Raw genomic sequence first — 21,875 nt, 5'->3', positions numbered from 1 at the left:
TCAGGGTTTTTGTGGTGGTCCCGCCGTCAAGCTGTCGCCGTAGCGACACGACATCGTCACCGCGTCGGTTCGGTAACCTGGCCGGCGTGCCCGAGCCGACCGCCACCCGCCCGTCCGCGCCGCTGCCCGCCGCGCCGCGCCGGCCCGGGCCGACGCCGGCCGGCTGGTGGCTCGACGCGGTGCTGCTGGCCGCGCTGGCCGGGCTGACCGGGGCGCTCGCCGCCGGTGTGTTTCTCGACACCGACCTGGCGGTACGGGACTGGGTCGACGCGCACCGGCCGCCGGTGGCCTACTGGGCTGCCCGGGTGCTCAACTTCTTCGGCCAGGGCGGCTGGCTGCTGATCCCGGTCTCGACCGTGCTGGCGCTCTGGCTGGCCCGGCGGGTCCGCTCGGTGCGCCCGCTGCTGCCGGCGCTCGGCGCGGTGGTGGCGACCTACCTCAGCGTCGGCGCGATGAAGGTGCTGCTGCCCCGGGGCTACCCGCACAACTTCGACGACCCGTTCCCGGAGCGGCTGTTCACCGAGGCGACCCCGGCGACGGCGTACCCGTCCGGGCACGTCACCAACGCTATCGTCTGGTACGCGGTGATCGCCCTGCTGATCACCGGTCTGCTGCGGTCGTACGGCCGGCAGGTCCCGGCCCGGCGGCCGTTTCCCGGCTACCTGGCGCTGCGCTTGCTGCCGGCGGCGGTCCTGTTCTGCAGCACGGTCTACCTCGGCTACCACTGGTTGACCGACTCGGTCGCCGGGCTGCTGCTCGGCTGGCTGCTGCTGCGCCTGCTGCAGCGGGTGCCGTGGGACACCGTACGGCTGCCGGCGCTGCCCGGCGGCCTGGACCGCCAGGCCGGGCTCTTCTAACCAGTAAGCCCTCGCTGTTCGGTGCCGCGTCGAGTTGCGGGCTGCACGCCTCACCTGGCCCCTGACCCGCACCTTAGCCCGTCTAGGGACGCCGTACGCTTCGAATATGTCGGGGCTGGTGGCGCGAGCGGCTGAGCCTGCGTCATGTACAGGCCGTTGCCAGGAAGGCCGGCGAGGTCAGTCACGTGCAGGTCGGACTTGGCACACCGGTCTCCGGGTAGCTCGCTGCGGAGGACGAGCCAAGATCACCATCTCGGGGCCTCCCTCTCTGCAATGCGAGAAGCGATAGGGGGCATCCACCCCCCATCCCGTCTGCCGTCGACCCCGCACACCGTGGAGCGGGCCGCCCGCCCGGCCCGCCACGTCAAGACGGCCTTGACGTGCGTACGGACGCTGGCGGGTCGGTCAGTGGTCTGCTCGGCTCGCCCGGGTCGACGGCGGGCGGAATGGCTCCCCACCGTCACCACCCACGGACCGCGAGCCGACGGCGGCCCGTCCATTCCTGAAGCCGGAGCGCCCCCGCCGGAGGCGCAGCGACCGCAACCCCGCACGCGCCCGGCTCCCGTGCGATCGGCGCGGCGTGCGCTCGGCCACTCCGCGCCCCGGCTGGTGGCCGGCCCAACACCACACGTGCTGAACATCGGCAGTCGGCGGCGGGCGGGCGGCCGGCACCGGGCGCGTAACCGACCGCCGTAAGCCGGTCGGGACTTCTAGGGCCGCCGTACGCTCTCGGGTATGTCGGGACTGGTGGCGCGAGCGGCTGAGCTTGCCGAGGAACAGTTAGCTGCTGCTCTACCTCGGCGCTGGCGTCATGTGCAGGCCGTTGCCGGGAAGGCCGGCGAGGTCAGTCATGTCCTGGACCCGACGGACGCTGAGGTTCTCGTCGCTGCCGCGTGGCTGCACGATGTCGGGTACGCCCCTGGCGTGGCGGATACCGGCCTGCACGCTCTCGATGGCGGGCGGTGGCTGCGTCGTGTCGGGGTGTCCGATCGCGTGGCCGCTCTGGTGGCTCATCACTCGTGCGCGTTGTTCGAGGCGGAGGAACGTGGCCTTCGGGACGAGTTGGCCGCTGAGTTCCCGCAGGAACAGTCGCTCACGGCTGATGCCCTCTGGTACGCGGACATGACGACCGGCCCGGACGGACACGACGTCGCCGTTGCGGACCGGCTGGCGGAGATCGAGCAACGCTATGGCCCGGATCACCTGGTCACCAGATTCTGGGTACGGGCCAGACCGACACTGCTGGAAGCCGTCGAGCGCACCACGGGTCGGCTCGCGGTGTCCTAACCGATGTACGGCTTCGAACGCCCCTCGTAGCCGTGATCGATGCGCAGCCGCATGGACGGATGGATCGTCAGCGTGCTCAGCTCATCCTTGGCGACCCATCGGACTTCGGACGACTCGTCGCTTGTGGTGGGTTCGCCAGACAGGTACCGGGCGCGGAAGCAGATGGAGAACTGCTGCCGTACCTCGCCATCGCTGTACTCGATGACATGGTTCGGGTTGGTGTAGAGGCCGACGATCTCGGTCACCTCGATGTCAACCCCGGCTTCCTCCTTGGTCTCACGCACGGCTGTCTCGGCGATGTACTCGCCGAAGTCCTGCGCCCCGCCCGGTAGCGCCCACAGGTCGTTGTCTGTGCGTCGTACCAGGAGAACGCGGTTGTCCGCGTCGAGGACGAAGGCGGTCACAGCGACAACGATCGAGTTCGGTCGAGGGGCGTCCGGGTTGTTGAAGTGCTCGGTCCTGGCCACGGCTCCTAGCCTGCCACGGGCGGGGGCCAGATCGGTGCGGCGCTGGACCAGACGCGGTCGAAGCTGTCAGCGTAGGTGTCGAACAGATCGCCCCCGGAGAGCCGCCGGAGATGGAAGACCGGGGCATGTGCGGCGGGGAACCCGTAGGCGTGCGTGTTGACAAGCATCTCGTTGTCAAACCGGTAAATCGAGTTGTAGAGAGTCGTGCTGTGGAACCGGGCATGTACACCTGGCACGTCCTGGAGCTGATTGTAGAAGGCCATCACGTTGCGCACCTTGCCCGCTATTGCGTCGCCGATCCCCTCCTCGGCTCCTCGCTGGGCCACGGCCTCCGACTCCGGGTTGCCGAGGAGTAGTCGGACGTCGACACCGGCTAGCGCCCTTTCTTGAAGGTCTCGGATCAGGGTAGGCACCAGTTCCGGTAGGAACAGGCCGGCGTAGACGAGAATGCCGATTCGTTCGCTGGACTGCTCGATCAGTCGCCGCCACAGGTCGTACGGCACGGCGGACCGGCGGGAGTAGACGTGCACGACCTCGGATTCCGCCACCCGTGCGACGCGCTCGGGTGATGCGGCGTTGGGCCAGAGGTACGACTCACGCTCTTTCAGCAGGCCGGCGATGGCGTGTCGGTGTCGTGGGTAGGGGACACGGTTGAGCGTTATCCACCGCTCGGCCGTCTTGGGGCTGACTCCGACACGTTCAGCCAAACTCAGCGGTGTCAGGCCGGCGTTCAGGACGGCTTCCCGTAGACGGTCGTTCGCCATGACTACCCCTTCGCAACCCTTCGAGGGACGACTTTATCCTAACCAGGACGTCCCTAGACGTGCAAAGTGCGTTGTGACGCTGTGGCTTCCCCTCCGGCGAGAGTGGACCTCGTCAGCGAGCAGTCGTCCGCAAGGGTTGCGCGTTGGACAGGAGGTCCGTACTCACTCGGTCCTTGGCGCGAACCTGAGTGGATCGACACCTACGAGAAGACGAGGTGGTCATGATCCTCACGCCAATTCAACCCATCTGGAAGTCTCGATGCTAGGCGTCGGCGCGTTCGTCGGGGCGGCGCTGCTCGGCTTCTGCGCGGGGCTGTGGTCGTTCCGAGTGAAGTCCAGATGGTGCCCCAGCTGCGGATGCGCCACCTGGCCGAGGGAGCGAGGCGCCGACGGCGTGGAAAGGCCATGTGGCGACGGGTGACCCGGTGAACAACCGGCTGCTCCGGACCCCGGAACCGAGCCCAGGAGATGTGCTGCTGATCGGGCGGGAGGCGAGCGTCCAGTTCGCCGACGACCGCGGCATCCGATTCCGGGTGATCGCGGTGGATCGGAAGTGGACGTACGACGGCTGGATCTGGCTCACCGGCTACGTGATGGATCGCCACGGCAACGCCATCGATCGGCGGGAGATCTTCGTCCAGCGCCACGGACTTTACCGATTTCCCAAACGCACCGCGACGTGACTGTTGACCAGGGAGAACAAAATTGATCATCGACGTACTGCGTGACTGGTGGCTGCGCTGGCTCGACTTGCGCTCCGGCCGGTCCACGGCGTCCCAGCGACTGCGCGCCCTACGGCTGCGGCAGACGACATCCGCCCGGCACCGCCGACTCGACGGTAACCGGGGACACCACTGGCGTTCGGAGACCACCACCCTGCTGCCGACCCTGCGCCCCCTGATGACCTACGGCCAGCAAATCGGCTATCGACTGCCGCCCACCAGCATTCTGACCAGCCGGTGACCGTGGCTCACTGCCAGACGCCGGCGCGCATCACTCGGCGTACCCGCAGGTTGTCGTCGAGCTCGACCAGGTCGGCCCGGTGCCCGGGGGCGATCGCGCCGACCGTGCCGGCCAGGCCGATCGTCGCCGCCGGGGTGGTGGCTGCCATCCGTACGGCGTCGACGATGTCGATGCCGGCGGCGACCGCCCGGCGCAGCGCCGCGTCCATGGTCAGCGTGCTGCCGGCGATCGACCCGTCGCGGGCCAACCGGGCGACGGAGCCGGACACCGTCACCGCCTGCCCGCCGAGTTCGTACGCGCCGTCGGGCATGCCGGCGGCGGCCATCGCGTCGGTGACCAGTGCGGTCCGACCGGGGCCGCCGACCGACGTGGCGAAGGTGAGGGTGCCGTCGTGCAGGTGCACCCCGTCGGCGATCAGTTCACAGGTGACCCGGTCGTCGCCGAGCAGGGCGAACACCGGGCCGGGTTCGCGGTGGTGCGGTGGCCGCATGCCGTTGAACAGGTGCGTACCGGCGGTGGCTCCGGCGTCGATCGCCGCCCGGGTCTGGTCGTAGCCGGCGTCGGTGTGGCCGATCGCGGCGACCACCCCGGCGTCGACCAGCCGGGCGATCGCGGCCAGCGCACCGGCCCGCTCCGGGGCCACGGTGACCATCCGGATCACGCCGTCGCCGAGGTCGAGCAGCCCGGCCAGTTCGTCCGGCTCCGGGTCGCGCAGGTACGCCGGGTTCTGCGCCCCGCACCGTACGACCGACAGGTAGGGGCCTTCGAAGTGCAGCCCGGCGAGGGTGCCGTCGGCGACCAGCGGGGCGTACCGGGTGACGGCGTCGCGCATCAGCTCGACCGGCGAGCTGACCAGGCTGGCCAGCAGGCTTGTGGTGCCGTGGGCCAGGTGGAAGGCGGCGGCCCGGCGGGCCGAGTCGGGGTCGCCGGTGGTGAAGGTGTGTCCGCCGCCGCCGTGGTTGTGGATGTCGACGAAGCCCGGCACGGTCCAGCCCGACGCCGACGCGTGTACCCCGGCCCGGCCGCCGCCGGTCGTCGCCACCTCGGTGATCGTGTCGCCGTCGATGGTCAGGCGGCCGTGCTCGCGTACCCCGTCGGGGGTGACCAGCCGGCCCTCGACCCTCATCGGGCGGCCCGCTCGACCAGGTCCGACGCGAGCAGCGCGGCACCGAGGCAGCCGGCCTCGTCGCCGAGCGCGGCCTGGACCAGCCGGGGCAGCCGGTGGAAGGTGGCCCGGCGGCGCACGGCGGCGTCCAGCGGGGCGAGCAGCTGGTCGCCGGCCTCGGCCAGCCCACCGCCCAGCACCACCAGCTCGGGGTCGAACATCGCCTGCCCGATCAGCAGGCCGTCGGCGAGCGCGTCGACCGCGTCGGCCCAGATCCGGCCGGCGGTCGGGTCGCCGGCGGCGGCCAGCCGGGCCACTTCGGCGGCGCCGCCGGTGCGGCGGCCGGCCCGGTCGGCGTACCGGCGGGTGATCGCCGCCGCCGACGCGACCGCCTCCAGGCAGCCGGTCTGCCGGCAGCCGCAGGCCGGCCCGTCGGGGCGGACCACCACGTGGCCGAGTTCGCCGGCCGCGCCGTGCGCGCCGGGGTAGCCGGTGCCGTCGACGACGGCGGCGGCGGCGATGCCGGTGCCGATCGCCACGAACAGCACGTGCCGGCTGCCCTGGCCGGCGCCGATCCGGGCCTCGGCGACCCCGCCGGCCCGTACGTCGTGGCCGAGCGCCGTCGGCAGCCCGACCCGGGCGGCCACCAGGTCACGCAGCGGTACGTCGCGGAAGCCGACGTTGGCCGACCAGACCGCGACGCCGGCCGACTCGTCGACGACCCCGGGTACGGCGACGCCGACCGCGACCGGGGTGAGCCCGTCGGCGCGGGCGGTGTCGGCGAGCTGCCCGGCGAGGTCGCAGATGGTGTCGACGACGGCGGCCGGCCCCCGGGCCGCCGCGGTCGGGCGCCGCTCGGTGTGCCGTACCGCCCGGTCGGTCAGCCCGACCAGGGCGCTCTTGATGCCGGTGCCGCCGACGTCCAACGCGATGACGACCTCGTCGGACGGCCCCGGCGGTGTCGGGTCGACTCCGCCGGCCAGGGTCACGTCAGCACGACCGACCGGGTCAGGTGGCGCGGGTTGTCCGGGTCGAGGCCCCGGCTGGCAGCGAGGGCCACCGCGAACCGCTGGGCGAGGATCAGGTCGGCCATCGGGTCGAGCGGGCGGCGGCCGGCGGCCCACCGGTCGAGGACGGCGTACACGCCGTTGGTCCGGCTGTGCACGAACGCCGCGCCGGTCGCCGCCACGTCGTCGGCCAGGTGGTCGGGGATCTCGCCGAACGCCCACACCATCCGGCCCGGCCCGGCAATCGCGATCGGCCCGTGCCGGTAGTCCATCGCCGGGTACGCCTCGGACCAGAAGATGGCGGCCTCGCGGCACTTCAGCGCCGCCTCGTGGGCCAGGCCGACGGTCCAGCCCCGGCCGAGGAAGGTGGCCTGGTCGATCAGCGCCGGGTCGATCGGCAGCCGGGCCCGGACGGCGACCTCGGCGTCGGCGGCGATCGCCGCGACGTCCGCGCCGAGGTGGGCCCGCAGCAGCGCCAGCACGCTGGTGGCGAAGCGGGTCTGCACCACAGACCGTTCGTCGGCGTACGGCAGGGCGACGACGTGGCCGGCGAGCTGAGCGGCGGGGGAGCCGGGGTCGCCGACGAGCACCGTGGTGCGCTGCGGGTCGTCGACGGCGGCGAGCAGGTCGGTGATCTCGGTGGTGGTGCCGGAGCGGCTGATCGCGATGATCCGGTCGTAGTGCCGGCCGGTGGGGAACTCGGAGGCCTGGAAGGCGTCGGTTTCACCGTGGCCGGCGCGTTCCCGCAGCCCGGCGTACGCCATCGCCATGAACCAGGAGGTGCCGCAGCCGACCACGGCGACCCGCTCGCCGGGGCTGGGCAGCGCCGGTGCGGGGGTGTCGGCGGCCTGTGCGGCCGCCCGGCGCCAGCACTCCGGCTGGCTGGCGATCTCGGCGTCGACGTAGCTCATCGCGACACTCCTCGCTGACGACAAGCAGCGGTGCTCGTTCGGGCTCGAACTGGCACCTTTTCGCGCGTCATTGTGCGCGTTCTCGTGACCGGGTGGCAACAACCGGGCTGGGGTGATGCCCGATCGCGCAGACGGAGGTTTTGCTACCGGGCGTTTCGCGCACTAGTGTGCAGCAAACTGGTCACCATCTGCGCAGCTGGACGTGGTAAGCAGCGAGGCGCGGTAGCAGCGAGGCGTGGGAAGGGGCGGCATGGATCGGTACGCACGGTGGAACGCTCTGCTGGAACTGCTCACCGACAGCGGCCGGATCACCGTCGAGGACGCCGCCACCCGCCTCGACGTCTCCCAGGCCACCATCCGCCGCGACTTCGACCAGCTCGCCCAGCAACAGATGATCACCCGTACCCGGGGCGGCGCGGTCGCCAACGGCGTCTCCTACGACCTGCCGCTGCGTTACAAGACCGCCAAGCACTCGGCGGAGAAGCAGCGCATCGGCACGGCCGCCGCCGCACTCGTCGAACCCGGCATGGTCGTCGGGCTCAACGGCGGCACCACCACCACCGAGGTGGCCCGCGCGCTCGCCGTACGCCCGGATCTGAACACCAGCGCGGACGGCGCCCAGCTGACCGTGGTCACCAACGCGCTGAACATCGCCAACGAGCTGCTGGTCCGCTCCCGGATGAAGATCGTCGTCGCCGGCGGGGTGGTCCGCCCGCAGTCGTTCGAGCTGGTCGGGCCGCTCGGCGGCGCGCTGCTGCGGGAGGTCACCCTGGACGTCGCGCTGCTCGGCGTCGACGCGATCGACCCGCAGCTCGGCGCCGCCGCCCACCACGAGGGCGAAGCGTCGATGAACGCGCTGATGGTGGCCCGCGCCAAGCGGGTGGTGATCATCGCCGACGGGTCGAAGCTGGGCGGGCACGCCTTCGCCCGGATCTGCCCGATCGACCGGGTGGAGACCCTGATCACCGACTCCGGCGCCGAGCCCGGCACGGTCGCCGTCTTCCGCGAACTCGGCGTGACGGTGGTCACCGCCTGAGCCGTCTGTCCCGTATGGTGTGTCCTTGTTCTGACGTCGGGTACGCGGCGGAGGTGGCGGATGACGGCCGTACTGAAAATCTCCGGGCTGCGTAAGACCTACCGCAGCCGTCGACGTGGGGTCCGGCATGCCGTCGACGGCTTCGACATGCGGGTCGAGGCCGGCCAGGTGCACGGCTTCCTCGGCCCGAACGGATCCGGCAAGACCACCACACTGCGTACCCTGCTCGGTCTGGTCGCGCCGAACGGCGGCCGGATGGCGATCCTCGGCCAGCCGGTCCCGCAGCAGCTGCCGGCGGTGATCGGCCGGGTCGGTGCCATCGTGGAAAGTCCACAGTTCTTCCCACACTTCACCGCCCGGGACACCCTGTCGCTGCTCGCCCAAGCGGGCGGTCTTGCTCCGCAGCGGGTGCCGGCGGTGCTGGACCTTGTCGGCCTCGCCGACCGGGCCGGCGAGCGGGTCCGCACCTACTCGCTCGGCATGCGTCAACGGCTGGCCGTCGCATCGGCGCTGCTGAAGGAACCGGCGCTGCTGATCCTCGACGAGCCGGCCAACGGCCTCGACCCGGCCGGCATCCGGGAGATGCGCACCCTGATGCGTGACCTGGTCGCCGCCGGCACCACCGTGGTGCTGTCCAGCCACATCCTCGGCGAAATCCAGGTGATCTGCGACTCGGTGACGATCATTTCGCGGGGCCGCCGGGTCACCGCCGGCCCGGTCGCCGAGGTGCTGGCCGCGCACTCCGCCGGCGGTCTGCGGGTACGCCTGGAAGCCGCCGCCGACCTGCCGGCCGCCGAGACGGCCCTCACCGCCGCCGACGGCCCGCCGGTCACCGTCACCCGGCACGCCGACCACCTGGTGGTGCACGGGGTCGACCAGCCGGCCCGGGTGACCCGTACCCTCGCCGCCGCCGGCCTGTACGTCAGCGAACTGACCCCGGTCACCGCCGACCTGGAAAGTGTCTTCCTCCAGCTGACCGCCGACGACGCCCCGACGGCCGACGACGGCCATGCCGCCGACGCCGAGCAGACGGTCGCCGCCGACCCGACGGGAGCCGGGCGATGAACCTGTACCGGGCCGAGCTGCGCCGCCTCGGCAAACGACGCTTCGTCCGCTACCTGGTGGCCGCCGTGCTGCTGGCGCTGGTCGCGATCGCCGTCGGGACGTTCCTCGGCAACCAGAAGATCGGCCCGGCGGCGTTCGCCGAAGCCGAGCGCACCGCCGAGGCCGAGTACCGGGCCGGGGTCGAATGGGCCGAGCAGTGGCAGGCCGAATGCGAGCGCAGCCAGACCAGCGGCGCCGCCGACCCGAACCGCTTCCCATCGAACTGTGCCGACATCGTGCCGCCGACCCGGGACATGTACCCGGCCGAGCCGTACCTGCCGGCGACGTTCACCTTCCACCGCGAGTTTCCGGCCACCCTGTACGTCTTCGCCACCCTGTCGACCCTGGTCTTCTTCGTGGCGGGGGCGTCGTTCATCGGTGCCGAGTGGACCTCCGGCGGGATGATGAACCTGCTGCTGTGGCGGCCACGCCGGCTCCGTGTCCTGTTCACCAAGCTGGCCGCGCTGCTGACCGGCGTACTGGCGGTGACGGTGCCCGCCGTGCTGCTGTGGACGGCGGCGCTCTGGGCCACCGCCGTGTGGCGCGGCTCGACCGCCGAGATGACCGCCGGCGCCTGGCGGTCCATCGCGTTGACCGAGCTGCGGGTGGTGGTGCTGGTGGTCGCGGCCGCCACGGTCGGCTTCGGGCTGGCCGCGATCGGCCGGCACACCGCGTTGGCGCTCGGCGGCGTCCTCGCCGTACTCGTGCTGGGCCAGTCCGCGTTGAGTTTCCTCGCCGACGTGACCGACGCGACCTTCGTCGAGGCATGGCTGCTGCCGGTGTACTGGATCGCCTGGATGGACTCGTCGATCGAGCTGACCAACTGGCAGGCCTGCGTCGGGCAGCCCGGCTGCGTACCGCCGACCATGGAACTGACCTGGATGCACACCGGTGTGCTGATGGCGGCGGTGGTGCTGCTGGTGTCGGTCGTCGCGGCGTGGACGGTGCGTCGGCGCGACGTCAGCTGAGCCCGACACACCCGACGGCGCAAACCGGCGGATGCGTACCCGTCGGGTGGGCGATTACCCTGGTGAGGTGCCGGCTGCTGACGAACCCCGGACCGGACCGGGCGCCGGGTCGGTCCCCCGGACGACGGCCGGCGTTCCCCGGCAACGCAGCGAGCCGCTCGACGCCGACGGGTACGACGACGCCGGCACCGAGCCGGTCGACGTCGGCGGGTCCGACGCCGGCACCGTGCCGGTCGGCGCCGACACCGTCAGCGGTACGGCTGCCGCCGGCCCGGCCGCGACCGGGCTGACCGAGCGTGAGCAGCGGATCCTCGATTTCGAACGGCAGTGGTGGAAGCACGCCGGTGCCAAGGAACAGTCGATCCGGGACACCTTCGGTCTCTCCGCCACCCGCTACTACCAGCTGCTCAACCAGTTGCTGGACAACCCGGCCGCGCTGGCCGTCGAACCGGTGCTGGTGGCCCGGCTCCGCCGGCTTCGGGCCGCCCGGTCGCGAGCCCGGCGCGGCTGAGCCGGGCCGCCGGGGCAGGCCGGCCAGGGCCGGCCAGTCGGTGTCGGCCGGTCACTTCTCGTACATCTTGAGCCCGTTGCCGAGCGCGATGAACGTCGGTGCCCATTCGCCGACGAAGATGCCCCACCGGTCAGCCCGGTCGACGCCCGCCGCCTCGAACCGCTTGGACAGCACCCAACTGGTCAGCGATATCCCGATGCTGACGATGCCGGCGACGTACATGTGTTCGGCCCGCAGGCCCTTCTCGTGCAGTTGACGCAACATCTGTGGTCCCCCTGTGTCCCGGGCGCCGCTGTCACGTGCGCCGCGCGGCCCGCGATCCTCGACACCCACCTACCGGTCAAGCTACCGTCGGTGACGGACTGGATTCCGAGAGTTGGTGAGAGATGCTCAGGGTGATTCCCGACCGACTCCGGTGCCGGCGGTGACAAGCCAGCCGTCGGTCCCGCCGACCAGCCTGCCGACCATGCGGGTGGACGCATGTTCCGTTGCCGCGCCCGGACAATCGGACAACGAGGACCAGATCCTGCAGTACGGCGACCTGGTCGGAGTGCTGGACGGTGCCACCGCTCCCGCCGGCTTCGACACCGGCTGCAGCCACGGGCCGGCCTGGTACGTGCGCCGGCTCGCCGCCCGGCTCGGGTTGGCCAGCGCTGCTACACCGGCCGCGCCGCTGGCCGGGTTGCTCGCCGAGGCCATCCGGGCGGTCCGCGACGACCACGCGGCCACCTGCGACGTGGACCACCCGGGCACCCCGTCGGCCACGGTGTGCCTGCTGCGCCGCTCCGGTGGGCACCTGGACTACCTGGTGCTGTGCGACAGTCCACTGGTGTTCGAAGCCGCCGGGCAGGTCGGCGTGGTGGCCGACAACCGGTTGGCCGAAATCATGGCCAGGCTGCGCGGACAGCACGATCCGCCGGCCACCGACGACCCGCGGCACCGCTACCACCGGGCCGTACGGTGGCAGCGGCAGTGGATGAACCAGCCGGACGGCTACTGGGTGGCCGCCGCCGACCCGGCTGCGGCCGACCGGGCGCTCTGCGGCACCCTGCCGCTGACCGGACCGGGCCGGATCACCCGGGCGGCGTTGCTCAGTGACGGGGCGTCGCGGGCCGTCGAACGGTTCGGGCTGTACAGCTGGCCGCAGCTGATGGAGCTGCTCGCCGAGGCCGGGTCGGCCGAGTTGATCCGCCAGGTACGGGTCGCCGAGACCGCCGAGCCGGATCCGTCGACCGGTCACAAGCGGCACGACGACGCCACGGCGATATTCTGCCTTTTCGATACCGGCTGATCCGGTCAGTCGATGCGTACTGAGCTGGGACAACAGCTGGCGGGCTGGACCGGGGCCGCCGGTCGACGGGTGACCGGTGTCCCGAAGGCCGTTTCGGCAGCGCTGGAACTGAGCAAGTATCCGTCCCAGGGGCCGGTAGCTGGGTAGACGGGAGGTGCGGAATGAGTAAGGCGGAATCGGCACCGGCCTGGGAGACTACCGCCGTGCGGCACGACGTGCGGTTGACCCCGATGAGCGACGACCTGTTGGAGCCGTTGCTCTCCGCCGCCGTGGCCGAAGCCGAGCCGGGTGAGGTGATGCCGCCGGTGCCCGGCCCGGCCGGTTGGACCGCCGCCCGCCGGGACGCCTTTCGCACGTTCTACCGGTCCCACTTCGGCGGCGGGCAGTTCGGGCCCGCCGGCACCATCGTCTACGCGGTCACCATCGGCGGGGACGTGGTCGGCGGCATCCGGCTCAGCCGGCTCGACACCCCTTCCGTCGTGGAGACCGGCATCTGGCTCGGCCGGTCCGCCCGTGGGCGGGGGGTCGGCTCCGCCGCGCTACGCGCGGTGCTGGACGAAGCGGTCCGGCTCGGTGCCCACCTGGTCATCGCCCGGACCACCCCGGCCAACCGGTCGGCGATCAACCTGCTGCGGCGGTGCGGCGCGATCATCGGGGTCGAGCAGGGCCAGGTGCACGCCCGGTTCTGGCTGGACGAGGCGTTCACCACTGACCTGGCCGGCTGATCCGGGCGCGCTGACCCGGGTATGCCGGCGCGTCTGGCGCGCAGCGGCACTTCAAGGGCGCGACGTGCCCCTACCGGGCGGACTGCTGTTCGGCGTACGCGGCCAGCCAGGCCACCTGCGCCGGATCCAGCGACGGCCGGATCCGGTCCCGGGCCGCCGCGACGTGCGCGGCGGTCACCGATGATGCCTCCAATGACTCCCGCATCGCGGCCAGCGCCGACTCGCGGACCAGCGCGGCGCAGTCCGCCGCCGAGAACCCGTCCAACGACGCGGCGAGCTCGGTCAGCTCCACATCGTCGGCGAGCGGCACCGACTTCGCCGCCGCCTTGAGGATCTCGGTGCGCGCGGCACCGTCCGGCGGCGGTACGTACACCAACCGCTCCAACCGGCCCGGCCGTAGCAGGGCCGGGTCGACCAGGTCCGGCCGGTTCGTCGCACCGATCACCACGACGTTGCGCAGCGCCTCGACCCCGTCCAGTTCGGTGAGCAGCGCGGCGACCACCCGGTCGGTGGTGCCGCCGTCGGACGCCTGCCCGCGTATCGGTGCCAGGGCGTCCACCTCGTCCAGGAACACCAGGGTCGGCGCTGCTTCGCGGGCCCGGCGAAACAGTTCGCGGACCGCCCGTTCGCTCTCCCCGACCCACTTCGACAGCAGCTCGGCGCCCTTGACCGACAGCACGTTGGCCTTGCCGGTGCCGGCCAGCGCGGTCACCAGGAACGTCTTGCCGCAGCCCGGCGGACCGTAGAGCAGCACCCCGCGCGGCGGCTGCACGCCCAACCGGGCGAAGGTGTCCGGGTAGGTCAACGGCCAGAGCACCGACTCGGTCAGCATCTGCTTGACCTGGGCCATGTCGCCGACGTCGTCCAGTGTCACCCGCGCCAGCTCTAGAGTGGACGTCGCCATCGAGGTGGGCCGGACCACCTCCAGCGCGGCTTCGAAGTCGGCAGCGGCCACCATCGGCGCCTCCGCCGACTTCTGCCGCAGCGCCGCCCGTACCCCGGCTTCGCGGGCCAGCGCGGCCAGGTCGGCGGCGACGAACCCGGGGGTACGCCCGGCGACGTCGTCGAGCCGGACGTCGTCCTCCAACGGCATGCCCCGGGTCAGCACGGCCAGCTGTTCCCGACGCATCGCGGCGTCCGGCAGCGGCACCGCGACCTGCACGGTGAGCAGGTCCGGGCCGCGTAGCCCGGGATCCAGCGCCTCCGGGTGGCTGGTGGTGCAGACCACCGCCGCCCCGGCGGCCACCGTCTCGGCCAGCACCTGCCGGAACACGGTCGACAACGGACCCGGCTCGTCGCGGGGCGCGACCGCGTCCACGTCGGCGATCAGTAGCACTGCGGCGTCGCCGCGGCGTACCGACTCGGCGGCCCGACGCAGCCGCTGTGCCGCGGCGTCGTTGGTGAGCGCGGCGAGCTCCGGCGCCCAGAGCGTCTCCACCCGGGCGTCCAGGTCGGCGGCGACCGCACGCACCAGCGCCGACTTGCCGGACCCGGCCGGCCCGCTGAGCAGTACGCCGAGCGACACGGTGGTGCCCAGCCGGTCCAGCACCTCCCGGTGGTGGAAGCCGAGGTCGAGCAGCTCAGTCAGCTCGTGTGCCTGGGCCCGCAGGCCGGGCAGGTCATCCAGGTTGGGTGCCGGCTCGTCGACGAAGTCCGGTGCCGGTGCCGGCGACACCGGCCCGGCCGGGCGGACCTCCTCCCCGGACGACCCGTGGGTGGCCGGCCCGTGCCGCCAGGCCACCACGGTGTCCATCGTGACCAGCACCGGGTCCCCGGTCCGGGCCAGGTTGGCCGGCTCAGCGTCGGCGACCGTCAGCAGGGTGCTGGTCCAGGCGTACCCGACGACGTTGGCGAGGCTGCGTCTGGCCGCCTCCATCAGGCCGCGGTGCGCCGAGTCGGAGAAGACGTCCTGCGGCAGCAGCGACACGTCGTCACCGGCGGTGACCACCTTGCCGAGCAGGGCCAGCCGCAGCATCTCCGGGCTGACCACCGCGGCGATCTCGACCGGTCCGTCCAGGGTCAGCCGGCGGGCGGCGACCTCCGGTGCCGGGGCCACGGTCACCTGACCGCCGTCACGGACACCGAGGTTGCCCAGGGTCAGGTCGTCGGCGTACAGCAGGGCGCGGCTGGCGCCGGCCTCGGCGCGGGCCGCGACCCCGGCGGTGCTGCGTCGCCCGGTCAGCCGCACCGGCGTGCCGGCGGTGACGCCGAGCGCGGCCAGCACCTCCGGGTGCAGTCGGACGATGCCCCGGCGGGCGTCCAGCGCGGCGGGCCGCAGGCTCGCGGTCAAGGTCAGTTCGGGGTCGGCCACCCGCCGAGCCTATCCACCGCTGCGGCTGAGAGGGTTCACAGCTGGCCGGCGGACGGTGGCCGTACCGTGTGGCACATGCCGACTCCCTTGTCCACGCGGCTGCGTCGGGTCCTGCCCGGGTCGTACCAGCGGCGGCTGACCGGCGGGCTGCTCGCGCTCGCCCTGGTCGCCGGCGTGGTCACCTGGGCGGTCTGGCCCGAGTCGGTGCCGTACGCGGTGACCGAGCAGCGGCTCACGGTCCGCTCCGGCCCGGACGGTGACCAGCCGGTCGACCTGGACACCACGTTCTACCTGCCGGAGACGGCCTCGGCGGCCAATCCGGTGCCGGCGGTGCTGCTCGCCCACGGCTTCGGCGGGTCCAAGCAGTCGGTGGCCGCCGACGCCGAGGAGCTGGCCACCCTCGGGTACGCGGTACTGGCGTACTCGGCGCGCGGGTTCGGGGCCAGCGGCGGACAGATCCACCTGAACAGCCCCGACCACGAGGTGCGCGACGCCGCCCGGCTGCTCGACTGGCTGGCGCAGCGCCCGGAGGTGCGTACCGACGCTGCCGGGGACCCGCAGGTCGGGGTGGTGGGCGGCTCGTACGGCGGCGCGTTGGCGCTGCTGCTGGCCGCCGCCGACGACCGGGTCAACGCGATCGTGCCGATGATCACCTGGAACGACCTGGCCGGTGCGTTCCTGCCGGAGTCGACCGGCGGTGACCCGGTCGACGGGGTGTTCAAGAAGGGCTGGGCCGGGCTGTTCTTCGGCAGCGCCGGGGCACCCGCCGGCGGGCCGGGGGTGCCGGCGGATCCGGGTGGGCCCGATCCGCAGTGCGGGCGGTTCGCCGCCGACGTGTGCGCCGCGTACCTGCGGATCGCCACCACCGGCCGGGGGGACCCAGCGGCGGTGGCGTTGCTGCAGCGGTCCAGCCCGGCTCAGGTGCTGGACCGGATCACCGCGCCGACGCTGCTGATCCAGGGCACGGCGGACACGCTGTTCCCGCTGGCCCAGGCCGACGCCAACGCCCGGGGCATCGCCGCGAGCGGCACCCCGGTGCGGGTCGCTTGGTACACCGGTGGTCATGACGGTGGCAGCGGTCCGCTGACCGACCAGGACCGGGTCAAGTTCCTCACCGCGCAGTGGCTGGACCACCACGTCGCCGGGGACGGCGAGGCCCCGGGCGGCAGCTTCACCTGGTCGCGGATCGCCGGCTTCGACGCGATGGACCGGGGACTGGTCGCCACCGGCTACCGGATCACCGACTACCCCGGCACCGCCGGCACGGCAACGACGACGGTCACCGTCGACGGTCCGCCGCAGTTGATCGTCAACCCACCGGCCGGCAACCCGGCGGCGGTCTCCTCGCTGCCGATGGCCGGCGGGCTGGCCGGCGCGCTCGGTGGCGTGGCCGGTGGTCTGGTCAGCGAACTGCCCGGACAGCACAGCCACTTCGACTCGGCGCCGCTGGCCGACCCGGTCGACGTGGTCGGCGCGCCGACGGTGACCGTCCGGGCCGCGTCGCCGACCGGTGCGGCGGTGCTGTTCGTCAAGCTGTACGACGTCGACCCGGACGGCGCGATGAGCCTGCCCGGTGGGCTGGTCGCGCCGGTGCGGCTGACCGGCCTGCCGGCGGACATCGCGCAGGCGCAACCGGTCGAGGTGACCCTGCCGGCGATCGTGCACCGGTTCGAGGCCGGCAACCGGCTGCGGATCGTGGTCGCCACCTCGGACCAGGGGTACGCCACCCCGGTCGAGCCGACCGTCTACACGGTCGCGGTCGGCGACGGCACCGCGGCCGGGGGCACCGACCGCGCGCCGGTCGTCCTGCCGCAGGTGGCCGGTGAGCCGATTGCCACCTCGGCAGCGCTGTGGCGCTGGGTGCTCGCCGGGCTGGTCGCCGCGATCGTCGTCGGACTGGTCGTGGTCCTCGCCGTGGTGCGGCTGCGGCAGCGGCGCACCGACCACACCGTCGACGCCGCGCGCGCGCAGACCCCGCTGGTGGTGCGGGACCTGCGCAAGGAGTACGCCGACGGGTTCGTCGCGGTCGAGCGGGTCGACTTCACCGTCGAACGCGGCCAGGTCGTCGGCCTGCTCGGGCCGAACGGTGCCGGCAAGACCACCACCCTGCGGGTGCTGATGGGGCTGACCCAGCCGACCCGTGGTGAGATCCTGGTCTTCGGCCACCGGCTGGTGCCCGGCGCGCCGGTGCTGTCCCGGATCGGGTCACTCGTCGAGGGGCCCGGGTTCCTGCCGCACCTGTCCGGCATCGACAACCTCCGGGCGTACTGGCGGGCCACCGGACGCCCGGCGGCGGACGCGCACTTCGACGAGGCCCTGGCGATTGCCGGGCTGGGGGATTCGGTCCACCGCAGGATCCGCAACTACAGCCATGGGATGCGCCAACGGCTGGCCATCGCCCAGGCCATGCTCGGGCTGCCGGAGCTGCTGGTGCTCGACGAACCGACCGACGGGCTGGACCCGCCGCAGATCGCCGAGATGCGCCGGGTGCTGAAGCGGTACGCCACCGGTGGGCGGGCGGTGCTGGTCTCCAGCCATCTGCTGGCCGAGGTGGAGCAGACCTGCACCCACGCGGTGGTGGTCAACAAGGGCCGGATCGTGGCCGCCGGACCGGTCGACGACATCGTCGGGGATTCGCCGAGTGTGCAGTTCGACGTCTCGGACGTGGCCGCCGCCGAAGCGGTGCTGAAGCGGCTGGCCGGGGTGCGTACCGTCGCCGCCGACAACGGCGGACTGATCGTCGACGTCGACGGTACGCCGCGCAGCGAGGTGGTCGCGGAGCTGGTCCGGGCCGGGGTGGCGGTGGACCGGGTGGTGCCCCGCCGCCGGCTGGAGGATGCATTCCTCGCCCTGGTCGGCGAGAACTCACGGGGAAGCGGGGACCGCTGATGGCTACCGTCGGATCATCGGACGTGCGGCAGCCGGACCGGCCGGTCGATCAGTCCGGCGCCGCCGCCGGCTACCGGGCTCGCGCCACCTTGCCGTTCTGGGCCGAGGTACGCCGCCAGGCGGCCCGCCGTCGCACTCAGCTGACGCTGGGTTTCATGGTGCTGCTGCCGTTGATCGTGCTGATCGCCTTCGAGTTCGACGACGGTGACGACGACAACGGCGGCGGCGAGTTCGCCAGCCTGGTCGAGCTGGCCACCACCGGCGGGTTGAACTTCGCCCTGTTCACCATCTTCGTGTCGTCGACGTTTCTGCTGGTGGTGGCGGTGGCGTTGTTCTGTGGCGATACGGTGGCCAGCGAGGCGAGCTGGGGGAGCCTGCGCTATCTGCTGGCCGTGCCGGTGCCCCGGGCCCGGCTGCTGGCGGTGAAGCTGGTCGCCGCGTTGGCGTACTCCGGGTTGTCGGTTCTGGTCCTCGCCGCGACCGCGCTGTTGGTCGGCACCCTGCGGTACGGCTGGTCGCCGCTGCGTTCGACGGTGGCTGCCGAGATCCCGGCCGGGGAGGGCACGCTGCGGCTGCTCGGCATCCTCGGTTACCTGGCGGTGGTGCTGCTGATCGTGGCGTCGCTGGCGTTCCTGCTGTCGGTGTCGACCGACGCGGCGCTCGGCGCGGTCGGCGGCGCGGTGCTGCTGTGGATCCTGTCCAGCATCCTGGACCAGATCACCGCGCTGGGCGTGCTGCGGGACTTCCTGCCGACCCATTTCAGCACCGCCTGGCTGGGGCTGCTGTCGACCCCGATGCAGACCGACGACGTGGTACGCGGCTGCGTGTCGGCGTTGACGTACGCCACGGTCTTCCTGTCGTTGGCGTTCTGGCGGTTCACCCGCAAGGACGTCACGTCCTGACCGTCGCAGGGTTAGGGGGCGGGGCGGGGATGTCCCCCTTGCCGGTCCGGGTGGTGCTCTTCTTACAGTGGTCACATGGCACCGGCGCGATCCCTGCACGAGATCTTCGCTGGGCTGCCCGGCGACGCCGCAGCCCACAGCGACGTCGCTGCCGTGCTCGATGCCAACGGCTACGCGGACCTTCCCCCGGAGTTGCTGGCGCAGGCCGTGGTCAGCTTCGCGGACACCGCCCCGGCTGAGGTGGCCGAACATCTGGCCCCGTTCGTCACGGCGCACAGCCAGGTCGGCGGCGACGGCACCGTACCGGATGAGCTGGCCTCGCCGCTCGACCTGCTCGCCACGGCTCCGGCCCCGGCGTTCGACGCTGCCATGCCGGATGATCCGGCGTTCGACGGCCCGGACCTGGACGGCCTGGGGCTCGACGCGGCGCCGCCGGACGGTCCGGGGTTCGACACCCCAGCCGGGTTCGACACCCCAGCCGGGTTCGACGACCCGGGTTTCGCGGCCGGACCGGGGATGGACGCGGCGTTCGGCCGCGGCGACGGCCCGTCCGTCGACGATCGTGAGCCGGCAACGGTCGAGCCATTCCCGGCCGGCCCGACCGGGGACGACGCCGAACCGGCCAGCCATGACGGCCAACCGGACGCGGCGGATCTCCTGGACGGTCCGCTACCGTCCGGTGACCCGTGGGCGTTGCCGCCGATATCCGAGGGCACCGCCGGGGTGGACGGTGTCGCAGAGATCGACGACCTCGGGGCCGGCTGACCGGATCGGCGTGGCCGACCCGGGCCGAGCCGGTGTGGACCCTCTGGCGATGTCCTGCGGTCCGATGTGACGTCAGGCGCCGACGATCGCGGTGGCGTGCTCGCGTAGCTGACGCAGCCGGTCCAACTCGGCGTTCAGATCGCGGAGCCGGCTCTCCCGCTCGGCCTTGGTCCGCTGAGCGGCCTCCGACGCGGCGGCCAGCGCCTTGGCGTTCGACCGGGACAACTCCTCGGCCAGCGCGCTGTAGTGGTCGCGGAGCTGGCGCTGAATCCGGCGCAGCGTGTCCCGGGAGTCCTTGGTCATCACGAAACTGACCTCGTCGCAGTACCGCCGGACGGCGTTCTTCGCCTGGTTCTGCCGGTTGACGCGTTGCCGCTTCTTCTCCTCGCGCAGGCCCTTGCGGCCCATCACCAGCCCGATTCCGATACCGATCGGGCCGAGCGCGATCCCGGTCAACGAGCCGAGCATGACGAACATGAGCGCGCCTCCGTAGGCGCTCTTGAGCGCCACCATCGCCTGCTTGCCAAGCTTCATCTTGGCCAGCTCGATCTTGTGGTCCACCTGTGCGGTGCCGACCAACGGGACCGGGTCGGGGATCGCGACGTGGCGAAGCACCTCGCCAGCGGCCTCCTGGAAGTGTAGAGCCACGTCGTCACTCAGGCTCATCGCCCGGTCACGCAGCATCATGTAGTTGGCCAGCAGTTCGTTGGACACCCTGGCCTGCAGCCAGCGTTCGGTCTCGTCCCAGGCGTCAGCGGGGTCGATCTCCTCGATCGCGGCGTCGGCCTCTTCGAGGATGCGCCGGAGCCGGCCGCGCAGGTCGTAGTCGACGTCGGCGTTGAGATCGGAGATCCCGTCGCTCAGCGTCTGCTGCCACTTCGCTGCGGCCGCTTTGAGCGACTCGACCCGCTGCTTCACCGCGTTGAGCTCGGCCACCACCGTGGCGGCGGCCTCCGGGTCGGCGAGCGCGGCGTGCTCGGCCTTGAACTGGTTCTCCATCTGCTCGCAGATGCCGACGACCGACGCGGCGGCCTGTGTGGCGACCCGGGTCGCCGCGCCACCGGCCACCCGCTGTGTCACGAACTTGACCAGGTCCGGGAACCCGGACTCGGCGTTGAGTTCCTTGTCGTTGCCGGCGACTGCCCGCAGCCGCAGCGCGGACGACACCGGGATGATCGGCATTTCGACCTCGCGGCGCAGGTGGCCCTCGTCCAGGTCCCGGATCTTCCGCCAGTGCGGATAGAAGTCCGTCTTGGTGATCACGCACACCACCGTCGGGCACACCTCGTGGGCCTGCCGCAGGAAGTCCAGCTCGCTGCGGGTCAACTCCTGGGCAGCGTCGGTGACGAACAGCAGCGCGTCGGCCATTGACGCGGCGGCCAGGCTGGCTGCGGCGTGGACCGAGCCCAGACCGCCGACTCCCGGGGTGTCGACCATGACGAGGCCGTTCGACAGGATGTTGCGCGGCAGCCGGACCTCCACCCCGGCGATCCCGGGTGGGGTGGCGCCGCCGGTGGCCCGTTCCAGAACCACATCCTGCACCTGATCGATGGGCAGCGGCTCCCGCCGGGCGGGGTCGTCGCTGAACAGCAGTTGCGCCGACGGCTGCGGTCCGTGCCGGAGGTAGGTCGGCAGGACGGTGGCCACGTCGTCGTCGACCGGGCAGATCTTCGTCCCGACCAGCGCGTTGACCAGTGAGCTCTTGCCCTGTTTGAACTCGCCGACGACCACGACGTGCACCACCGGGTCGGACAGGGTGTGCCGGATGGTGGCCAGCCGACCACCGAGGTCGGGGCGGTCGTACGCCTCGCAGGCGCGTACCGCGAGATCGACGATCTGTGTCGCCCGTTGCAGCGTGCCGTCAGCGTCAGGGGGTGTCGTTTTCGCGGTCAACGTCGCTCCTCGATCGAGGTTGGTGTCGGCAGGCGGTGGTCAGCGGGGAAACGTGCGAGCGCCAACATGGCGTGGCAGGCCCCGGCCGGACCTGCCACGCCATGTTGGCGCTCACCGGG

Annotated in this window: 21 protein-coding genes; 13 read left to right on the top strand and 8 right to left on the bottom strand. The window is 72.1% G+C overall.

Annotation, left to right across the window (positions count from 1 at the left end; translation table 11 throughout):
* The first annotated feature begins 86 nt into the window (after positions 1-86).
* Positions 87-857, top strand: a complete 771-nt coding sequence (locus tag ACFHW1_RS09355) for a phosphatase PAP2 family protein (protein WP_416615242.1) — start codon at positions 87-89, stop codon at positions 855-857.
* 735 nt (positions 858-1,592) lie between these two features.
* A complete protein-coding gene (locus ACFHW1_RS09350; protein WP_416551905.1) occupies positions 1,593-2,144 on the top strand; it encodes an HD domain-containing protein in 552 nt (183 codons plus the stop codon).
* Here the strand turns inward: ACFHW1_RS09350 and ACFHW1_RS09345 are convergent.
* Together ACFHW1_RS09345 and ACFHW1_RS09340 are read right to left on the bottom strand one after the other, a co-directional pair.
* Positions 2,141-2,611 carry an NUDIX hydrolase gene (locus tag ACFHW1_RS09345; RefSeq protein ID WP_416551904.1) on the bottom strand — a complete coding sequence of 157 codons (471 nt, stop codon included), beginning with the start codon at positions 2,609-2,611 and terminating at the stop codon, positions 2,141-2,143. The genes ACFHW1_RS09350 and ACFHW1_RS09345 overlap by 4 nt on opposite strands.
* 5 nt (positions 2,612-2,616) lie before the next feature.
* On the bottom strand, positions 2,617-3,375 hold the full coding sequence (locus ACFHW1_RS09340) for an XRE family transcriptional regulator (RefSeq protein ID WP_416551903.1): 759 nt from the start codon (positions 3,373-3,375) through the stop codon (positions 2,617-2,619).
* A 425-nt stretch (positions 3,376-3,800) separates the two neighbouring features.
* On the opposite strand from ACFHW1_RS09340, the gene ACFHW1_RS09335 reads away from it, so the two are divergent.
* Both ACFHW1_RS09335 and ACFHW1_RS09330 read left to right on the top strand, forming a co-directional pair.
* Complete coding sequence (locus ACFHW1_RS09335; protein WP_416551902.1) at positions 3,801-4,058, top strand: hypothetical protein; 258 nt, start codon at positions 3,801-3,803, stop codon at positions 4,056-4,058.
* Between the two features lie 22 nt (positions 4,059-4,080).
* Positions 4,081-4,338, top strand: coding sequence for a hypothetical protein (locus ACFHW1_RS09330; RefSeq protein WP_416568932.1), 258 nt, complete (start codon positions 4,081-4,083; stop codon positions 4,336-4,338).
* Positions 4,339-4,345: 7 nt separating this feature from the next.
* Here the strand turns inward: ACFHW1_RS09330 and nagA are convergent, their stop codons facing one another.
* Genes nagA through ACFHW1_RS09315 form a run of 3 tightly spaced genes read right to left on the bottom strand, consistent with a single transcriptional unit; the run spans position 4,346 to position 7,361 of the window.
* Entirely contained in the window at positions 4,346-5,464 is a 1,119-nt protein-coding gene (gene nagA, locus ACFHW1_RS09325; protein ID WP_416551900.1) for an N-acetylglucosamine-6-phosphate deacetylase, read from the bottom strand.
* Positions 5,461-6,432 carry an ROK family protein gene (locus tag ACFHW1_RS09320; protein ID WP_416615241.1) on the bottom strand — a complete coding sequence of 324 codons (972 nt, stop codon included), beginning with the start codon at positions 6,430-6,432 and terminating at the stop codon, positions 5,461-5,463. The genes nagA and ACFHW1_RS09320 overlap by 4 nt, the downstream gene beginning before the upstream one ends.
* Positions 6,429-7,361, bottom strand: coding sequence for an SIS domain-containing protein (locus tag ACFHW1_RS09315; protein WP_416551898.1), 933 nt, complete (start codon positions 7,359-7,361; stop codon positions 6,429-6,431). The genes ACFHW1_RS09320 and ACFHW1_RS09315 overlap by 4 nt, the downstream gene beginning before the upstream one ends.
* A 250-nt stretch (positions 7,362-7,611) precedes the next feature.
* Between ACFHW1_RS09315 and ACFHW1_RS09310 the strand changes: the two genes are divergently transcribed.
* The 4 genes from ACFHW1_RS09310 to ACFHW1_RS09295 are packed head-to-tail and all read left to right on the top strand — an operon-like array spanning position 7,612 to position 10,980.
* The gene (locus ACFHW1_RS09310) at positions 7,612-8,397 is read left to right on the top strand and encodes a DeoR/GlpR family DNA-binding transcription regulator (RefSeq protein WP_416551897.1); all 786 of its coding nucleotides are present in this window, start codon (positions 7,612-7,614) and stop codon (positions 8,395-8,397) included.
* A gap of 60 nt (positions 8,398-8,457) precedes the next feature.
* Positions 8,458-9,462, top strand: a complete 1,005-nt coding sequence (locus tag ACFHW1_RS09305; protein WP_416615239.1) for an ABC transporter ATP-binding protein — start codon at positions 8,458-8,460, stop codon at positions 9,460-9,462.
* Positions 9,459-10,469 carry an ABC transporter permease gene (locus tag ACFHW1_RS09300; RefSeq protein ID WP_416615236.1) on the top strand — a complete coding sequence of 337 codons (1,011 nt, stop codon included), beginning with the start codon at positions 9,459-9,461 and terminating at the stop codon, positions 10,467-10,469. The genes ACFHW1_RS09305 and ACFHW1_RS09300 overlap by 4 nt, the downstream gene beginning before the upstream one ends.
* Before the next feature lie 31 nt (positions 10,470-10,500).
* The gene (locus ACFHW1_RS09295) at positions 10,501-10,980 is read left to right on the top strand and encodes a DUF3263 domain-containing protein (protein ID WP_416551894.1); all 480 of its coding nucleotides are present in this window, start codon (positions 10,501-10,503) and stop codon (positions 10,978-10,980) included.
* Positions 10,981-11,031: 51 nt separating this feature from the next.
* On the opposite strand, the gene ACFHW1_RS09290 is transcribed toward ACFHW1_RS09295, so the two are convergent.
* Positions 11,032-11,244 (bottom strand): hypothetical protein, encoded by a 213-nt coding sequence (locus tag ACFHW1_RS09290; protein ID WP_282232450.1) that lies wholly within the window; start codon positions 11,242-11,244, stop codon positions 11,032-11,034.
* Positions 11,245-11,404: 160 nt separating this feature from the next.
* Here ACFHW1_RS09290 and ACFHW1_RS09285 point away from each other — a divergent pair, with 160 nt between their 5' ends.
* Both ACFHW1_RS09285 and ACFHW1_RS09280 read left to right on the top strand, forming a co-directional pair.
* Complete coding sequence (locus ACFHW1_RS09285) at positions 11,405-12,271, top strand: hypothetical protein (protein WP_416551893.1); 867 nt, start codon at positions 11,405-11,407, stop codon at positions 12,269-12,271.
* Between the two features lie 203 nt (positions 12,272-12,474).
* Positions 12,475-12,996 (top strand): GNAT family N-acetyltransferase, encoded by a 522-nt coding sequence (locus ACFHW1_RS09280; protein WP_416568949.1) that lies wholly within the window; start codon positions 12,475-12,477, stop codon positions 12,994-12,996.
* A gap of 70 nt (positions 12,997-13,066) precedes the next feature.
* Here ACFHW1_RS09280 and ACFHW1_RS09275 read toward each other — a convergent pair whose 3' ends face one another.
* Entirely contained in the window at positions 13,067-15,307 is a 2,241-nt protein-coding gene (locus ACFHW1_RS09275; RefSeq protein ID WP_416615235.1) for an AAA family ATPase, read from the bottom strand.
* A 75-nt stretch (positions 15,308-15,382) separates the two neighbouring features.
* Between ACFHW1_RS09275 and ACFHW1_RS09270 the strand changes: the two genes are divergently transcribed.
* From ACFHW1_RS09270 to ACFHW1_RS09260, 3 genes are all read left to right on the top strand, one after another.
* Complete coding sequence (locus ACFHW1_RS09270) at positions 15,383-18,196, top strand: alpha/beta fold hydrolase (protein ID WP_416568937.1); 2,814 nt, start codon at positions 15,383-15,385, stop codon at positions 18,194-18,196.
* Positions 18,196-19,098 (top strand): ABC transporter permease, encoded by a 903-nt coding sequence (locus tag ACFHW1_RS09265; RefSeq protein WP_416551889.1) that lies wholly within the window; start codon positions 18,196-18,198, stop codon positions 19,096-19,098. The genes ACFHW1_RS09270 and ACFHW1_RS09265 overlap by 1 nt, the downstream gene beginning before the upstream one ends.
* A gap of 75 nt (positions 19,099-19,173) precedes the next feature.
* Complete coding sequence (locus ACFHW1_RS09260; RefSeq protein WP_416551888.1) at positions 19,174-19,863, top strand: hypothetical protein; 690 nt, start codon at positions 19,174-19,176, stop codon at positions 19,861-19,863.
* Between the two features lie 72 nt (positions 19,864-19,935).
* Here ACFHW1_RS09260 and ACFHW1_RS09255 read toward each other — a convergent pair whose 3' ends face one another.
* Positions 19,936-21,756, bottom strand: coding sequence for a dynamin family protein (locus ACFHW1_RS09255; protein WP_416551887.1), 1,821 nt, complete (start codon positions 21,754-21,756; stop codon positions 19,936-19,938).
* Positions 21,757-21,875: the final 119 nt, after the last annotated feature.

This window comes from Micromonospora sp. LOL_014 (assembly GCF_048060245.1).
Lineage (GTDB): Bacteria > Actinomycetota > Actinomycetes > Mycobacteriales > Micromonosporaceae > Micromonospora_E.
Note: the sequence above shows the minus strand (reverse complement) of the source record. Positions and strands in the feature narration are given on the sequence as shown.

Coding starts and splice junctions, on each gene's coding strand:
- ACFHW1_RS09265 (WP_416551889.1), top strand. CDS start 18,196: ATGGCTACCGTCGGATCATCGGACGTGCGGCAGCCGGACCGGCCGGTC.
- ACFHW1_RS09290 (WP_282232450.1), bottom strand. CDS start 11,244: ATGTTGCGTCAACTGCACGAGAAGGGCCTGCGGGCCGAACACATGTAC.
- ACFHW1_RS09260 (WP_416551888.1), top strand. CDS start 19,174: ATGGCACCGGCGCGATCCCTGCACGAGATCTTCGCTGGGCTGCCCGGC.
- ACFHW1_RS09315 (WP_416551898.1), bottom strand. CDS start 7,361: ATGAGCTACGTCGACGCCGAGATCGCCAGCCAGCCGGAGTGCTGGCGC.
- ACFHW1_RS09305 (WP_416615239.1), top strand. CDS start 8,458: ATGACGGCCGTACTGAAAATCTCCGGGCTGCGTAAGACCTACCGCAGC.
- ACFHW1_RS09300 (WP_416615236.1), top strand. CDS start 9,459: ATGAACCTGTACCGGGCCGAGCTGCGCCGCCTCGGCAAACGACGCTTC.
- ACFHW1_RS09310 (WP_416551897.1), top strand. CDS start 7,612: ATGGATCGGTACGCACGGTGGAACGCTCTGCTGGAACTGCTCACCGAC.
- nagA (WP_416551900.1), bottom strand. CDS start 5,464: ATGAGGGTCGAGGGCCGGCTGGTCACCCCCGACGGGGTACGCGAGCAC.
- ACFHW1_RS09295 (WP_416551894.1), top strand. CDS start 10,501: ATGCGTACCCGTCGGGTGGGCGATTACCCTGGTGAGGTGCCGGCTGCT.
- ACFHW1_RS09340 (WP_416551903.1), bottom strand. CDS start 3,375: ATGGCGAACGACCGTCTACGGGAAGCCGTCCTGAACGCCGGCCTGACA.
- ACFHW1_RS09350 (WP_416551905.1), top strand. CDS start 1,593: ATGTCGGGACTGGTGGCGCGAGCGGCTGAGCTTGCCGAGGAACAGTTA.
- ACFHW1_RS09270 (WP_416568937.1), top strand. CDS start 15,383: ATGCCGACTCCCTTGTCCACGCGGCTGCGTCGGGTCCTGCCCGGGTCG.